Raw genomic sequence first — 18,445 nt, forward strand, 5'->3', positions numbered from 1 at the left:
TATCATTATCTAAAAGCATTTATAATTTTATTGGGGTAAGAAATAGGTTCAATAGAACCATAATAAAAGTATTGGAGGTAGTACATATGTACAAATTTTTGCGTGCAACATTATGGACTGTTGTCTTAATGTTGTTTGGCTCTACAGTGGCTTTCTGTGCCACTACAGACTTTGGCAATGTAGGTGAACCATCTTATAAACTTGTTCACACTCTAGATTCGTCAGAGGTATTCGTGGCAACATATGATGTAACCGATTACGGTGCCGTTGCCGACGGACAGACAGATAACACAAATGTTTTTCAAAAACTTCTAAACAAAGTTGGAGATTTAGGAGGCGGTATTGTATATGTTCCAAGCGGGCGTTATGCAATAAAAGGCGCTCTTTCCATTCCTAAAGGAGTTACACTTCGTGGTGACTGGCAAAAGCCTAGTCGAAATAACAGTGCTCCAATTGGGACATTACTTATGGCCTATACAGGACGAAATGGAAATGAACGCACAACACCATTTGTTGAAATGGCTCCTGAAACAGGAATTATGGATTTAACAATATGGTATCCTGAACAGGACCCGAATAACATTACTCCATATTCACCAACTATTCGTTATGGATTCAACAATTATTTTGGAAATGAATATTGTAATACAAAAAATGTCACTTTATTAAACTCATATATTGGCGTTTTATTTAACTATGATAACGGTGGTGCTTCACCGGTAGTTAACGGACTTTATGGAACTACATTATGTAAAGCTATAGAAATTGATAAAATAGCCGATGTTGGAAGAATTGAAAATGTAAACTTATCACCTGACTACTGGAAGAATTCAGGTGTTGCAAATGCCCCAACTACAACTTCTTTCAACGATTACATGTACAACAATTCAATCGGTATCGTAATGAGACGTAACGATTGGTCATACACATGTAACATTAATATTAATGGTTATAATATCGGATACGATACAGAAAAAACTTTATCAACTGATGACAATGCTACACCAAACGGCCATCACTATAACTTTGATTTATCCGAATGTAAAACAGGTATTCAGATTAATGCAACTAACTCTGTAGGTATTTTATTTGACGAGATAAATATTCATAATTGTGAAAACGGAATCGTGCTTGGCGAAAACACATCAGATGCAGCACAATTTACAAAAACAACAGTAGACGTATCTAAATATGCTATACAAATCCCTGATACTTCAAGTACAAAACTTACATTTAATTCATCAAAAGTATCAAGAGGTCGTGTTGCAATTAACAGTGGAACATTTGTTGCAAATAATACAACATTTAGCAACAGTACTCCACAGATTTATTATGGTACTTCAGGTCGTGGAAACATAACAGAATGTGCATTTACTAAAGGTCGAAAAATCACAAATAAATCTGTTTATGAATCTACTTTAAGCGATAGTACGGTAGTAACCGGTGAAGTTTCAGATTTCACTAAAGTAGAATATGACCCACATACACCTGCAAGAACAGTTTTATATAACGCCACTGTTTCGCCATATAATGCCACTACAGATTCAAATGATAATACTTCTGCTATTCAGAAAGCATTAAATCAGGCTTCTAATGATGGTGGTGGAATCGTATTTTTACCTAGTGGCAAATACAAAGTTCGTGGACATTTGACAATTCCATCAAATGTTGAGCTTCGCGGTGCCGTTGATTTATGGAGCGTTCCTCATGGTTCAGGCACAATACTTGAAGCATATGAGAATAGAAACAATCCGGATGGTGATTCTTTTATTCAGCTAAAGGCTGACAGTGGTATCCGTGGCATTGTAGTCGACTATCCTGAACAGGTATTTTCAGGAAGCGCAGACTGGCTTCCGGCAAAGTACCCTTACACAATTCAGGGACAGGGAGCTAATGTTTATGTAATTGATTCAGGCGTTCGAGCTGCTTATAAAGCATTAGACTTATTTACATATAAATGCGACAACCACTATGTTGATTTTTTAGGTGGTCACGCCTTTGATACGGGTGTGCGTGTAGGTGGAAATTCAGTTAACGGAAAGCTTTATAACCTTATGTTTAACGTAATTGTTTATGCCTGCGGAAATGAAAGTAAATTTGGAAGCTTTAGTAATATGCCAAATGGCGTTTCTAACGCGCCTTTGTATTCATATGGACTTGAGCATTTAGATTTTCTTATTTTAGGAGATTGCGATAACGAAACATTATACAATGATTTCCACTATGGTTCATACCGTGGAACTTCATTACAAAATGATGGTAACGGTGGTCCTTCCGGTAGAAGTATGGGATTAGGTGTTGATGGTTCAACAAGAGCTGTCTATTGGACTTCAGGTTTAACTAAGAGTTTTGACTTTGACAATTCCCAGATTGTTTCCATTGGAGATAACAATCCAAAGACAGCTTATTTCTATTCAGAGGAAAATAGCAATTTTAAATCAACATTTAATAATTGCGATTTTTGGGGACAGCCACAACGTGGACTCATTTTAGATTCAGGTAATTTAACATTATACGGTGCTCATTTTAACAATCCGGGACAGCAGACATTAGCAAGTGTATCAAATGCAAATTTAAATATTCTTGCCAGTGCTTCTAACCAAAATGGTAGTGCATTTGTTGATTCAGGAAGTGAAAAGAATATTTCCATATCAGGTTCTATTCTTAATAATAGAAATAATAATGCCGACTCATTTAAATCATTTGATAGCAATATGGGACTTGGTTCAACAGTATCTTCATCAGGTGCTCTTGCTCAGGTTTCAGGACGTGATTCATGGAAAGCTACTGCTTGTAACAATAACAACAATGCTAAAAATGCTTTAGATGGAAATGCAGCAACAAGATGGGATACAAGCGGTTCTCAGACTCCAGGTCAATGGTTTATGGTTGACTTTGGAAAAACATTAACATACAACACCATTATTTGCGATGTTGGCTCAAGTACTTCAAGCGATGCTCCTGCAGCTTATGAAATATATGTATCTTCTAATGGAACAGACTGGGGAAATGCAATCGCAAGTGGTACAACTACTAACGGAATTATTAAAGTAAATGTTCAAAATTCAAGATATGTCAGAGTTGTTCAGACCGGTTCAAAATCTAACTACTGGTCAATTCATGAATTTTATGCATTAAATGCTGCCGCAAATAATGACCTTATTTCAGATGAAGATGAGAGTAAAACACCAGAAGAAACTACTACAGAAGAGACTACTAAGCCTCAGGAAACTACTACTGTGAAACCAACTACTAAGCCTGAAGAAACTACTACTGTAGAACCAAAAGGTGAATTCATTAGTAATGATGTAAAAGTCATAGGCTATCAGATTAGTGCTGTACTTAGAGGTTCAAGAGTACTTTATTCATCTGAAGCTACTATAAAGGGACAAAAAGTTGTTTCATCCGGATTAATTTATGGTTTTGCTAATGGTCCGATAACCAAAAATGATGTTGTATTTAATTCAGATAACAAATATATTGCTTCATACGAAGCTACTGCTAAGGGTGTAATTTCAAATTATAATGGTGATTCAGCAACTGCAACCTACTATGTCCGCACAATGACACATAACGGCTATGGTGCTGCAAGATATAATGCTAAATATTATGTACGTGCATACTCAGTTCTTGAAAACGGAGCTATTGCTTACAGCGAGGTGTATGACTTCTCATTATATAGCATTGCTGATACATTATATCAGAATAACTTAATGCCTACTTATGACGGACATCAATATTTATTCTACAATATATTAACTGTTGTACACCCTGATTATAAAGAAATTCCTTATAAATGGGAGAATACAGTTAACAAATAATTATTGGACTGACACTAAATTTATTTAAAGTGTCACTATAATATACAACAAAAAAGAGACTTCATTTACCAAGTATATAACGGTAAATCCAGTCTCTTTTTCATATTACAGTTTCATATTACAGTTTTATATTTCATTAATATGATAAAAATAGATTATACTCCAGGCTTTTATAAGTTATCTCATATTAATTTAACATTTTTTATTCCGGTACTACTTATGCCTTTTATTTTTATATAGTAAAAACGAATAAGCTGTAGGCACACAAACCATAACAATAATTAATATTATAATTGACACTTCTCCCACTCTTCCTAAAAATGCACTTATTGCAAAGAGTATTCCACATATTATCCACAAAACTCCTGCCATTCTGTGTGTTTTGTTCCAATTATTTATATCATTCAAGGTCCATGGTAGTTTTATTCCTACTGTATAATTCTGTCTGCATTTAGGAAGATAATTTCCAATGAATATAATTAAAATTCCAACTGCAACAATTACATATTTTGTAGAAGATAAATTATATCCTAATCCGTAAATAGAACATAAAGCAAAAACTATAACTGAAACTACCGGTATTGTCCATTTACTTATAGTAGCCACCACACTACCTCCACCATTATTTTTGGGGTCATTATTAATAATCACATGTAAAAGCAAATTAGCAAGTAACATAATTAACGGTAATGCAAAGCATACAAAAGCTTTAGGAGCATAATTATCTGCATTTCCTGAATAATTAAAATGTATCGGCATCTGCTTCGGTAATTTACTATATATAATTGCTCCGATAATCATAGGTAAAACACATACAATAGATGTAATTATCATCTGTTTTTTATTATTTATCTTCATCATTATTTTCCTCCCTTTCACTCTCTCCAAACTGTGAAAGCCATAATATTATTTCTTCCATAACTGATGTATTAAGCTGGTAATAAATGTAGTTTTTCTCTTTATTTTCATACACTAATCCGGCTTTCTTTAACTGATTTAAATGATATGACATTGTCGCTCCCGTCAAATCAAAATGCTCACCTATCTCTCCAGCTGACATTGCTTTATCTCTTAACAAAACAAGTATATCCCTTCTCACAGGATCAGACAAAGCCTTAAAGGTTTCATGAAAGCTCATATATTATACTCCTTTCTGCTATTTAGATTTTTTTCTAAATAGAATATACCACTTCAGAAATAAAAAAGCAATATCTATTTAGATTTTTTTCTAAATAGATATTGCTAACTAAAGAACTTTACAGTTCTAATCTATTTAAAGCAACAGACGGTTAATGTTATTGAACGATTGCTCGTCGTAAAAAAGTCTTATTGCTTGTTGTAAATAGATTATATTTGTGTCTATTTGTATAACACTTATTAAATTATTATTTCATACATAATCTGTAAAAGTTTAAATTTTCTAATCTTTTAACACTTATTACATTGTATGCTCAACTTATCAGTTTGTGATTTAACCATAAATCATTTCTGAATATATTTCATAATATTTTGTAATATATCTCAATATACTTAATCCTGATAATCCATATATTTGAGAGGGTCTTTCGGTTTATTTTTCTTTGTTACCTGGAAATATAAATTATCTCCTTCTTTTTCATAACTTGATGTTGGTTTATTTACATAGCCTATTACGCTACCTGCTTCTACAGTCTGTCCAACCTCATACTGTGGGTTTATTATCTGTCCATAAGTTGCAAAATAGTCATTTCCCATAGCAACTTTCATATAAACTCCATATTCATCATTTTGTCCTAATTCAGTTACCACACCCTTTGCCGCTGCTTTTACTTCGGCACCTTCTTTACTTTGGATGGCTATCGCAGGACTGCATTTGTACTCATCAAGAGTTGAAAAGTAAACTGTATTTTCCATATTATATTCAAGTAAAATATTTCCTTCTACAGGCCAGAGCAATTTACTGTTTTTATTGAATTTTAAATTGCTTACAACTGCTGCTGCCTCTGAAGAAAGTCCATACATATTATCTTTTTCATCCATATTTGATGCTGTATTTTCCTCTACAACCTTAGCAGTTGTAGGTTCTTCATTTACAATTTTAGTTTCTCCTTCATAACTTGAAGCTTCTTCCTCTGCCATACTTATTCTGTCACCTTCTGTTGTAACTTCTTTGCCTAAAGCATTCTGAGCAGCTTCAATGTTTTCAGAATCTACTGTTGTCTCAACCTTTGCAATTTTTTTTACATTAATTGTCTTTTCGTCTTTTTTCTGACCAATATAATAAGTACCCGCCGCAACCATGGTAAGTGCAACAAAGCACACCACTAATGAGGCCATAAATTTTTTGTCCATAAAACTATCGCATGTCATATTTTATAAAATAATCCATGCTCTCCTTTCTTTAACTTTGTTATAGTTAAAGTATGGACCAAAATATTATTTTCTATTCAGCTATCGTCACATCATAAAATTTTTTTAATATTTCTTCGTATCCCATTCCCTGCTCTCCATATTTTTCAGCCTGATTCATGCTTAATCCAAATCCATGCCCTTTTCCTTTAGTAGTTATTTTTATTTTGTCATCTATGTACTCTAACGTGATATTTGAACTATCTACATTTAAAGCATTCGCAAAATCTTCACCCGATATACCGGTTTCAAATATTTTTACAGACACAGCATATTCACTACTATCCTTTGCTATATTCGTATTTTCTATCATTTCATTTACCGTTATGTTTTTTAAATCGATTTCATTCTTTTCATTATCGTAAATTATAATTTTAGCTTTTTCCATTTTATCCGCTAATTCAGCCATTGTAAAATAACGTTCCATTTTGTAATCACTATTGTTATAGTCATCCTGACATACACCTGCTAACAAATAGCCATATTTTTCTCCTAATACTTCTAATCCGTTTCTTGTCATTCCTCCACTTATTTCATGATATAACGGAAGAATTATTTCTCCCTTATTTTTCATTACCATCAGTGCTGTTTCATTCATTACTTTATCAATTATCTGCATTTTACTTTTAAATTGCTCATTATTACTACTTCCCACAATATTTTTCACTACACCTAATGCACTTTTTTTACCTTTTAATTTTTTTTCATCTTTGCACACTTTAATCATTTTTTCATATGACATATAAGGAAGTCCTAATTCATCCGCTTCAATTTCCTTCTTATTTTTCATCATGTAAGCTATATACGTTCTGTCTACAACTGCCTGCGCTTTAATTGTTTCTATATTATTTTCCAAACTCATTTGTGCAAATAAGACACAGGGAATAAATTGTTCCACATCCATTTTTGTTTTATAACCATTTCCATCTATAACAATATATTTATTAAATTTTTTGCCATCATCCTGTTTTGTTCCTGTCCCCTTTATATAAATCAATAATCCTATCAAAGTTATTAATACAAATATAGCTCCAACAAATTTTTTATTAACTTTCATATATACTTTCAACCAAAGTTATTATTATATTGTATTCCTTTTTATTATCTATAATTCAACTTATATTTTTTATCATACACTAATCATTTTTTAAATACAGGTAAAAAAATACCACCTAATCTTTCGACTGAGTGGTATCTACTTTAAATAATATTTTTGTGGATATGATTCTTTTTTTCTACTCCATTATATAATGTCATATTCTTTCATAAGTTTATTCTGGTACTCAATATCCTGGGCTGATTTTTCTAAGTCATCGTATCTTTTTTCTGACAGCAAAATTTTATTAAGTCTGTTAATATTTTTCTGAGTTTCAATTTTACCTTCACTTTGACCTAATGCCCTTCCTTTTTCTTCTCCAGCCTTCAGACCCTCTCTATATTTTAGATTCATTTCCATCTGTAATGACATATACTCTCGCCTCCATCTCTCATTTTTTCTGGCTGCGATTACCTTTCTGTCTATACTTCTCGTAAGTTCACTTTCAGGTTCGCTGCCGTCAAAATATTCCAATAATGATTTCAGTTCCTTATTTATGTCACTTTTATCGCCTTTTGTGTTTAGAAATATCTTATGCGTTCCATCATTTAACTTGATTTCACTATCTTCCAGGCATACATTTTCAAACTCGTAAACACTTCTTCCTTTTTCAAAAAAATCAAATGTACAGATAAATATGACATAACTTTCCTTAAGTATATCATATGATTCGCCTTTTTCAATCATGTTTAAATCTATTATTCCCTGATAATATCTTGATCTTTTTGGTAATTCTTTATAAGTTGTCGTCTGCATTTCGAGATTGAATACTGTGTTGTTGTCATCCTCAACATATATGTCGAGTCTTATCCCTTTTGACTTCACTGTCATCTGTATTGTTTCTTCATAATCAACATATACAATATCCCTTATTTTTATGTTTAATATATTTTCCAACAGTGGTTTGCACAATTCTTTTTCACTCATGACTTTCGCAAAAATGAATGGGTCTGTTATGTCTAATTCTTCGTACTTCTTCAATAATCTCCTCCTTGACGCTTTATTTTAATAGAACTTATTTTTATTACAGTTTCATCACAGTCTCACATTGTATATGTTTTTTCATATATTATACATATGTTTAGTGATATGTCAAGATGTTTAATTAAATATAATACAAAGCAAAAAAATGCTATTACATCTGATTTCTCAAAATGTAATAGCATTTTTATATATTATAATTTACCCTTTAGACAATTGTAATTGTCTTCTATTTTTTCATATAAGCATAAAATCATAAAACTTTACACTTTCATATTTTATATACATAAGATATATGTAAATGTAAATCTATATTTACATCATATCCTACATATCTACTTTCACTTTTTCAAGATGCCAGATATCATCTACATATTCCTGAATTGTTCTGTCAGATGTAAATTTACCAACATGAGCAACGTTAAGCATTGCCTTCTTAACCCAGCCTTCCTGATCTTTATAAGCTTCTTCTACTCTCTTCTGAGCTTCAGCATAAGATCTGAAATCCTTTAAGATGAAATATCTGTCTGCTTTATCTGTTGACTGTGTATTCAACAATGAATTGTAAATATCTCTAAATCTTTCAGGATCATCAGGTGAATAGAATCCATTGATTAACTGCATTAATACTTTTCTGATATCCATATCTTCATTGAATATCTGCATTGGATCATAACCACCATTATTTTCATAATTGATTACTTCATCACTTGATAAACCAAATATAAATGCATTATCAATTCCAACCTCTTCAACGATTTCAACATTAGCACCATCCATTGTTCCAAGAGTTAAAGCACCATTTAACATAAATTTCATATTACCTGTTCCTGATGCTTCCTTAGATGCTGTAGAAATCTGTTCTGAAACATCTGCTGCCGCAAAAATAATTTCTGCATTTGATACACGATAATTTTCAATAAATACAACCTTAATCTTACCATTAATTGATGCATCGTTGTTAATTACATCAGCAACGCTATTGATTAACTTAATTGTAAGTTTAGCAATCTTATAACCTGCAGCTGCCTTTGCACCAAATATAAATGTTCTTGGATAGAAATCCATATCCGGATGTTCTTTAATCTGGTTATATAAGTACATAACATGTAAAATATTAAGTAACTGACGTTTATATTCATGAAGTCTCTTAACCTGAACGTCAAATATTGAACGTGGGTCTACATCAATACCATTATGTTCTTTAATGTATTTAGCAAGACGAACCTTGTTCTGATATTTAATATTTGCAAATTCAGCCTGAGCTTTCTTATCATCTGCATAAACTTCAATTCCCTGAATCTTAGGTAAATCAGTAATCCAGTCATCTCCTACTTTTCCTGTTACCCATTCTGCTAACAATGGATTCCCGTGAAGCAAGAATCTTCTCTGTGTGATGCCATTTGTCTTGTTGTTAAACTTCTCTGGGAACATTTCATAGAAATCTCTAAGTTCCTGTTTTTCAAGAATTTCTGTATGAAGTTTTGCAACACCGTTAACTGAAAATCCTGCACAAATAGCTAAGTTAGCCATCTTAACCTGACCATCATAAATAATAGCCATCTTTTCAATCTTTCTATGATCTCCAGGGTATTTATTTTCAATGTCTATAATGAATCTTCTGTTGATTTCTTCAATAATCTGATAACATCTTGGAAGTAATCTTGAGAATAATTCAATTGGCCATTTTTCAAGTGCTTCACTCATAATTGTGTGGTTAGTGTAAGCACAGCACTTAGATGTAATTGCCCATGCTTCATCCCATTCTAATAAATATTCATCCATTAATAATCTCATAAGTTCTGCAACTGTAAGTGTAGGATGAGTATCGTTCATCTGGAATACTACCTTTTCAGGAAGCTTGCTTAAATCATCATGTTTTGTCAAATATTTCTTGATTGCTGTCTGTAAGCTTGCTGAAATAAAGAAATACTGCTGTTTTAATCTTAATTCTTTACCTGCATAATGATTATCATTTGGATAAAGAACTTCAGTGATTGTCTTAGCAAGATTTTCCTGTTCAACAGCTGCCATATATGCACCTTTGTCAAATTCATCTAAATTAAAATGTACAATTGGTTCTGCATCCCAGATTCTAAGTGTATTAACTACGTTGTTTCCATAACCTACGATAGGCATATCATAAGGGATTGCACGAACTGCCTGATATCCCTCCTGGATAAAGTAGTTTCTTCCGTCTCTGTGTTCAACTCTTACGAATCCGCCAAATTTTACTTCGCAGGCATATTCTTCTCTCTTTATTTCTAATGGATTAACATGTCTTAACCAATCTTCAGGGATTTCCTTCTGATATCCATTTTCAATCTTCTGCTGGAACATACCATATTTGTATCTTATACCACAACCGTAAGCCGGATATCCTAATGTAGATAAACTGTCAAGGAAGCAGGCTGCAAGACGACCAAGACCACCATTTCCAAGTGCTGCATCAGGTTCCTGATCTTCAATTACGTTTAAGTCTAAACCAAGTTCTTCGATAGCTTCTTTGATTTCATTTCTACTTGATAAATTGATAATCATATTTCCCAATGCTCTTCCCATAAGGAATTCCATTGATAAATAATATACTGTTTTAGCATCAGCCTTTTCATATGCTTTCTGTGTAGCAATCCACTGATCAATAACGATATCTTTTACTGCATATGCAACTGCTACAAACTTATGTCTGTCTGACACTTCTTCCAGAGTTTTTCTGTAAAGCATCTTAGCTTCATCACGGACTTTTTTCTTAAATTCTTCTTTAAAGATTTCAGCCTCTGTCTTCACTGTTTTTGCCATTTAGTTTTCCTCCATAATTATTTACGGTACTTTTCTTATCTTAAGTATTAAGTGACGAATAGAATATTATCCGTCACTTTACAAAGCTATCTGTTAGTATATTTATTCGGGTTAAGTATTACTGCACTTTTTCTACACCAAGAGTAACTTTCTCACCGTTAATATTCCACTCTTTCGAGTACCCTTCGATTTTATCAAAAACGATTTCATTTGCCAACACTTCAGCCTTAATTTCGTCTAAATTGTCAGTAACTACTTTAATAATTGAATCGTTTTTAGAAACATTAACTACGATTTTATCCATGACCTCAAATCCGGCTTCTTTTCTCATAGTCTGAATCTTACTGATTATTTCTCTTACAAAACCTTCTTCAATTAATTCAGGTGATAAATTAGTGTCTAACACTACAGTAATATTGTTGTCACTTTCTGATACATATCCTTCAACCTGAGCTGTATCAATTAATAAATCATCTTTTTCAAGAACAACTTCTGTTCCATCGAAATCAAATTTTAATGCGCCTTCAGCATTTAACTGTGCCATTGCTTTATTTCCATCTAATTCAGCAAGTGCAGCCTTAATCTTTCCTAATACTTTTCCATATTTAGGTCCAACTGTCTTAAGCTGTGGTTTAAATGAATATGAAGTAAATGCACTTACATCATCTGTAAATTCAACAGTCTTAACATTTAATTCATCTTCAATGATTTCTTTGTAGAATTCAGATAAATCAAATTCTGCCTTAACCATCATCTTTCCGATAGGCTGTCTGTTCTTAATACCTGATGCATTTCTACATGCTCTACCCATTACTACAACTTCAAGAACATTTTCCATGTTTTCTTCTAATTCTTTATCAATGAAAGCTTCATTAACTTCAGGGAAGTCACATAAATGAATACTTTCAGGTGCTGTTGCGTCTACATTCTTAACGATATTCTGATAAATATCTTCTGTCATAAATGGAATCATAGGTGCTGCTGCCTTTGATACAGTTACAAGTGCTGTATATAATGTCATGTATGCATTAATCTTATCCTGTGGCATATCTTTCGCCCAGAAACGTTCTCTTGAACGTCTTACATACCAGTTACTCATATCATCTACAAAATCATCTAATGCTCTTGCAGCTTCAGGGATTCTGTAATTTGCAAGATTATCATCAACTGATTTAACCATAGTGTTAAGTTTTGATAATAACCATTTATCCATAACACTTAACTTATCATAATTAAGTGTGTATTTTGTTGGGTCAAACTGGTCAATTTCAGCATATAAAACATAGAAAGCATATGTGTTCCAAAGTGTTCCCATGAATTTACGCTGTCCTTCCTGAACTGCTTTTCCATGGAAACGGTTTGGAAGCCATGGTGCTGAGTTAGTATAGAAATACCATCTTATTGCATCTGCTCCATACTGTCCTAATGCTTCGAATGGATCAACCGCATTACCCTTTGACTTACTCATCTTCTGACCATTTTCATCCTGTACATGACCAAGTACAATAACATTCTTATATGGTGCTTTGTCAAATAATAATGTTGATTCAGCCATTAATGAATAGAACCATCCTCTTGTCTGGTCTACAGCTTCTGAAATAAAATCTGCCGGGAACTGCTGTTCAAATAAGTCCTTATTTTCAAATGGATAATGATGCTGTGCAAATGGCATTGCTCCTGAATCGAACCAGCAGTCAATAACTTCCGGTACTCTCTTCATTGTGCCACCACATTTTTTACATTTGAATGTAACTTCATCAATATATGGTCTGTGTAATTCTACTTTTGCATCATCAGGATTTCCACTTCTTTCTGCTAATTCTGCACGGCTGCCAATTGATTCCTGACATCCGCAATCGCAGCATTCCCAGATATTAAGCGGTGTACCCCAATAACGGTTTCTTGAAATACCCCAATCCTGTACATTTTCAAGCCAGTTTCCAAAACGTCCTTCACCTATTGATTTTGGAATCCAGTTTACTGTATTGTTATTTGCAACAAGCTTATCCTTAACTTCTGTCATCTTGATAAACCATGATTCTCTTGCATAGTAGATTAATGGTGTATCACATCTCCAGCAGTGTGGATAATCATGTTCAAACTTAGGTGCGTCGAATAACTGTCCTCTCTTATCAAGGTCAACTAATACCTTAGGGTCAGCATCCTTAACAAATAATCCTGCATAAGGTGTATCGTCTGTAAGCTGTCCTTTATCATTTACAAGCTGTACAAATGGAAGGTCATATTTACGTCCTACATTAGCATCGTCTTCACCAAATGCCGGTGCGATATGAACGATACCTGTACCATCGCTCATAGTAACGTATGTGTCACATGTTACAAAGAAACCTTTCTTTCTCTGCTTATCAGCAATAGCTTTTGCACAATCATATAATGGTTCATATTCTTTATTTTCAAGGTCTGCACCCTTCATTGTTTCTAATACTTCATAAGCCTTTTCATCTTCTGTAGCAAGCTTACCTAATACTGTGTCTAGTAATGCTTCTGCCATATAGTAAGTATATCCGTCAGCAGCCTTTACTTTACAATATGTGTCGTTAGGGTTAACACAAAGAGCTACGTTTGATGGAAGAGTCCAAGGTGTTGTTGTCCATGCAAGGAAATAAGCATCTTCTCCAACAACCTTAAATCTAACGATTGCTGAACGCTCTTTTACTGACTTATATCCCTGTGCAACTTCCTGCGATGAAAGAGGTGTTCCACATCTAGGGCAATAAGGTACAATCTTAAATCCTTTGTATAATAACTTCTTATCCCAAATATTCTTAAGAGCCCACCATTCAGATTCAATGAAATTGTCATCATAAGTTACATATGGGTTATCCATATCAGCCCAGAAACCAACTGTTCCTGAGAAATCTTCCCACATTCCTTTATATTTCCATACAGATTCCTTACATTTCTTGATGAAAGGTTCCATACCATATTCTTCAATCTGTTCTTTTCCATTTAATCCTAATAACTTTTCTACTTCAAGTTCTACAGGAAGTCCATGAGTATCCCATCCTGCTTTTCTTGGAACCATATATCCCTTCATTGTTCTGTATCTTGGGATCATATCTTTAATAACACGTGTTAAAACGTGTCCGATATGTGGCTTTCCATTAGCTGTTGGAGGTCCGTCATAAAAAGTATATGTTGGTCCCTGCTTTCTGCTTTCCATACTTTTTTCAAAAATGTCATTGTCTTTCCAGAATTTTTCTGTTTTCTTTTCTCTTTCTACAAAGTCGAGATTTGGTGATACTTTGTTGTACATATTTTTTACTCCTTTACTAAGTATTAAATAAGTTTCTTAAAAATTTGCTGTAATAAAAAGAAAAGACATCCGCCCATAAAGGACGAATGTCTGTTATTCGTTTAACCACCTTTACAGCATACTTAAGTTTCCTTGCATATGTGTTCCCTGTAACGGAGGAAATCCGTCAACTCCTACTTAAATAACTTCCGTCAAATTAAGTCAGTCGTTATTCAGTCATTCATTCGGGTTGAAACTCCGGAGTGATATTCATATACCAGTTACTTGTATCCGGCTTCCACCATCCCGGACTCTCTATTACTTTTACTACTATATTACTGTCTCCATCAAAGTCTTTATCATATTGCGAACAAATTCGCTTTCTATGTCTCTTGACACTTACATTATATTATAGTATCGCATTTATTAATTTGTCAATTATAAAATTATTGATATCAAGTTAACTACTTAAATTTATTTAGCACTAAATATAATCATTTTAAATTTATCACATTTATATTTTATCATAACTTTAATTTGCCTGCGATGGCTTAACTATTCCGTTTCCCCATCCATATTCAACTTCCTTATAATTGTTATTTACAATCTTTAAAATTTTGTTGAACAAATAGTTGTGTGCTATAACTGTATTCATCTTAGAACCCTGATATAAATCATCTGCTATATTATACATAGAGAAAGATTTTATGTCACCATAAGCTATTGTTCCATCTTCTAAAATTGCATAAGGTCTTACATAATATGTCATACTATATCCCTGTGCTGAAAAATCAGATATATTCATTGTTCTTGCATAATATGATGCTGTCTGTGAATCTCCATAAACCTTGTCTAATTTGCCCTTTGCAGTTGCTGCACAATTATATACATATTTATTATCGCTGTTTATAATCATATCATTTACAGAAATAGGATTTTTTTCTGTAACTACTCCATAAATAACTCCGACTTCACTTACTTTAATATTCTCAATTGCATTCTCTACAGAATAAATACTTCTAATACCTATTGCACCATCAACGCCACCAAAACATGTACTCATCTGATTTCCTTCAATCTTTAAGGAATCTGTTAATATTGGAGCCTTAATATTATATACGGCAACTTCATATATAGAATATCCATATGTTAAGTTTCTGGCTGTTCCCGTAATTCGTATGTATCTTGCTGTCTTTCCATTATTAAATACAATCTCATCCAAACGATTATTTTCTGAAGCAGCATCTCTTATGTCAGCAGCTGTAGTATAATTGTTGCCATCTGTAGAAAGTTCAATAATGTAATCCCTTGCATTAGCTGCTTCCCAATTAATTGCTACTTTTTTCAAGCCGGAATATACCTGACCTAAATCAACAACTATGTTCTGAGGATCTTTATATTCACTTCCCCATCTTGTCCCCATATTTCCATCAACAATATTTTTAGCTGAATTCTGTCCTGATGACGCAACGACATTTTCATTTCCTGTTATGATATTCTTATATGCAACCGAATCTATTTTAATATCAGTGTCGTACTTATAATTTCCATTAACCTGAGTGCTTGAATATTCATAATCCTTTTCACCAAGATAATACTCTTTAGACCATTTTACTTTTAACCATTCAACACGATTTTCAAGCCAATCTCTTAAATAATTAACAGCTGCATCAAATGATGCCCATCCGATATTTGCATAACTATATCCGTCTGCTGAATCTTTTACTGTTTCACTCCATCCGGCTCCGCCATTTTCAACGGCAGTGTAATTTCTTCTGTAAGAATTTCCATATTCTTTAAGAAGTGTATTTATCTCACTATTATCCCCACTATATAATGCAGTGATATCATCCATTTTTTCATAAAATCTATTTACTACTTTTAATTTAAATTCTTTTATGGATGTTAATTTATCAAACCATTTCATATCAGTTGCTTTCCAATATTTATAGTCTGTAGCTGCATCTCCATAGTAATGAGGGGCTACATTTCCACTTGAGAGGTCAAAATCCCATGCCGGGCCTGCGTATATTTTATACTTTTCATCACCTGTCTTTTTTGTAATGTAAAATCTTGTTGAGCTATATGCAATATCCTGATTTTTAAATATTTCACTTACAAGATAAAAATTAACAAATGACTCTACATCAATATATTTTTCTACTTTTGAAAAATCACCTGTTGCAAGGGCATCTTCAAAACCATTGAGTATTTTTAAAGTGCTTTCTTTCTTTTTTTGTATTGCCGCAGTGTCTTCCGGTGTATCGGAATCAAACATATCTCCTCTTTCAGGGGAACCTATGTTAAATCTCTGTTCATATCTTGTTGTAATAAGATAATCTACACCTTCTTCATCTTTTTCATTGTTCTCTAACTCAATTAAAATATCATCACTTTCCGGATTTTCCGAATCAATATTAACTCTGTCCGTACCGGCTTCAACGGATTCAACTAAAAGATAATTTCCCATATATCGGCCGTTTAAATATAAGTCAACAAATCTTGACTGTGATGTAAATGGAATTCCAAATGCTGTATTTAAATCCAGTGCAAGTTTGTTTCTTATTAAAGATTTATCAAATGCATTTGCAAGAAGGCTCCATTTCTTTGCTCCTGCTCCGGTACCGTCAAATGCAGAGCTTAAGCCGAACAAATCTTTCTTTTTGTTAAATGTAATATTATATGCTTTTTTGTCTGCTAACGCAGTTGAATTTCCACGCACCTTAATTGTTGTTTTATTTGTAGCATCAACAATATCTTTATACTTTCCCTGATTATCTATTGCTGTAATTGATGCTGTCAATTTTCCCATGTCTTTATTAATTTTTAAGGCGTCTACATTTTTATCCGTTTCAATATAAATCTGGGCAATATCATCATCTCCTGATGAGTTTTCTTTATCAACTATAACTCCTTCTGATTTGTCAGATTCCGTACCATCTGCGTAAACAGCTGTAAGGTAAAATGTATGCTCACCATTTGAATATTTGCTCAATTGCTTATTTGTTAAATATTCACCACTGCTCTTTACAGATTTCACAACAGTTGCCTCATTATCAATATACACGTTATATGATGTTGCATTTTCTACTGAATCGAATTTCAGCACATAAATTCCCGTATACTTTCCATAATTAATAACCTTAAAGTTTGTTGGAGCCTTGGTTGATGTTGACTCCTCAGTTTCATCTGCCCTGGCAATGTAATTGAAATTAACTCCCGATATCATCATAACCATTGCAAGAACTATTGCGAATACCTTTCTTAATTTTTTTTGATTCATAAAATCTGTTATCTCCTTAAATAATTCCCTTTTTCATCAAATCTCTTACTAAATATTTTATCTAATAAAAATGTTTTTCACAATAATAAGCTCATATGGGAAATAATTTTTATAGAGTTATTTTATCTCTGTGAATCATTGCACACAAAAAGCACATTACATTAGCGGCTTCTTTACACTAACGCAACATGCTTTTTTTATATCATAGTTATTTTTCTAATATTCTGATTTTAATTATTTAGTCTTAACTGATGTTTTTCCTGACCATTTTCCATATACCTTTTCATCATTTGAAACAGCATACCCTCTTACTCTTATATAATATTTTTTGTTACTCTTTAATTTTTTCAAAACAACTGTTGTCTTTGCTACATTAATTGTCTTTGTTGTCTTTTTTGTAAACTTCTTACTTGTTGAATACTGAACAATATATCCTTTGGCATTTGTTACTCTTTTTAAGGTTATCTTAATTTTCTTTTTTAATGATTTCTTTTTAGTAATCTTTGCCTTTCCAACAGTTAAAATATTTTTATCAGCTGTCGGTTGTATAGTTGACTGATTTGCTCCGTCATTATTTGTTGCTTCTGTAACTTTTATTGTCTGTTCCTGTTTATTAGTAGTCTGCTCAGGCTTCTTTGTAGTTGTTTCTGCAATCTTAGTTGTTGTCTCAGGCGTTTTTGTTGTCTGTTCCTGTTTATTTGTAGTCTGCTCAGGCTTCTTTGTAGTTGTTTCTGCAATCTTAGTTGTTGTCTCAGGTGTTTTTGTTGTCTGTTCCTGTTTATTTGTAGTCTGCTCAGGCTTCTTTGTAGTTGTTTCTGCAA

10 protein-coding genes are annotated in these 18,445 nt (G+C 32.9%); 1 reads left to right on the forward strand and 9 read right to left on the reverse strand.

Translation table 11 applies throughout. The features are described from left to right. The first annotated feature begins 86 nt into the window (after positions 1-86). Complete coding sequence (locus N5B56_RS10480) at positions 87-3,821, forward strand: discoidin domain-containing protein (protein WP_260978898.1); 3,735 nt, start codon at positions 87-89, stop codon at positions 3,819-3,821. 213 nt (positions 3,822-4,034) lie between these two features. Here N5B56_RS10480 and N5B56_RS10485 read toward each other — a convergent pair whose 3' ends face one another. The 9 genes from N5B56_RS10485 to N5B56_RS10525 all read right to left on the reverse strand — a co-directional run. After that, positions 4,035-4,682, reverse strand: coding sequence for an SdpI family protein (locus N5B56_RS10485; protein ID WP_022088977.1), 648 nt, complete (start codon positions 4,680-4,682; stop codon positions 4,035-4,037). Continuing rightward, positions 4,666-4,959, reverse strand: a complete 294-nt coding sequence (locus tag N5B56_RS10490; RefSeq protein ID WP_022088978.1) for an autorepressor SdpR family transcription factor — start codon at positions 4,957-4,959, stop codon at positions 4,666-4,668. Before N5B56_RS10490 ends, N5B56_RS10485 begins: the two co-directional genes overlap by 17 nt. A gap of 392 nt (positions 4,960-5,351) precedes the next feature. After that, positions 5,352-6,152: a peptidoglycan DD-metalloendopeptidase family protein gene (locus tag N5B56_RS10495; protein ID WP_158562667.1), complete on the reverse strand. Its 801-nt coding sequence runs from the start codon at positions 6,150-6,152 to the stop codon at positions 5,352-5,354. 91 nt (positions 6,153-6,243) lie between these two features. Continuing rightward, on the reverse strand, positions 6,244-7,266 hold the full coding sequence (locus N5B56_RS10500) for a SpoIID/LytB domain-containing protein (RefSeq protein ID WP_260978899.1): 1,023 nt from the start codon (positions 7,264-7,266) through the stop codon (positions 6,244-6,246). Between the two features lie 186 nt (positions 7,267-7,452). After that, positions 7,453-8,286, reverse strand: a complete 834-nt coding sequence (locus tag N5B56_RS10505; RefSeq protein WP_260978900.1) for an Rpn family recombination-promoting nuclease/putative transposase — start codon at positions 8,284-8,286, stop codon at positions 7,453-7,455. A gap of 327 nt (positions 8,287-8,613) precedes the next feature. Further along, on the reverse strand, positions 8,614-11,085 hold the full coding sequence (locus N5B56_RS10510; RefSeq protein WP_022088982.1) for a glycogen/starch/alpha-glucan phosphorylase: 2,472 nt from the start codon (positions 11,083-11,085) through the stop codon (positions 8,614-8,616). A 118-nt stretch (positions 11,086-11,203) separates the two neighbouring features. After that, positions 11,204-14,362: an isoleucine--tRNA ligase gene (gene ileS / locus N5B56_RS10515; RefSeq protein ID WP_022088983.1), complete on the reverse strand. Its 3,159-nt coding sequence runs from the start codon at positions 14,360-14,362 to the stop codon at positions 11,204-11,206. 511 nt (positions 14,363-14,873) lie between these two features. After that, positions 14,874-17,624: a CotH kinase family protein gene (locus N5B56_RS10520; protein ID WP_022088984.1), complete on the reverse strand. Its 2,751-nt coding sequence runs from the start codon at positions 17,622-17,624 to the stop codon at positions 14,874-14,876. Between the two features lie 234 nt (positions 17,625-17,858). Beyond that, positions 17,859-18,445: fibronectin type III domain-containing protein (locus N5B56_RS10525; protein WP_260978901.1), on the reverse strand; the 587-nt coding region annotated here is incomplete at its 5' end.

Origin of the sequence: Eubacterium album (assembly GCF_025336545.1) — a bacterium.
Lineage (GTDB): Bacteria > Bacillota > Clostridia > Lachnospirales > Lachnospiraceae > Eubacterium_U > Eubacterium_U album.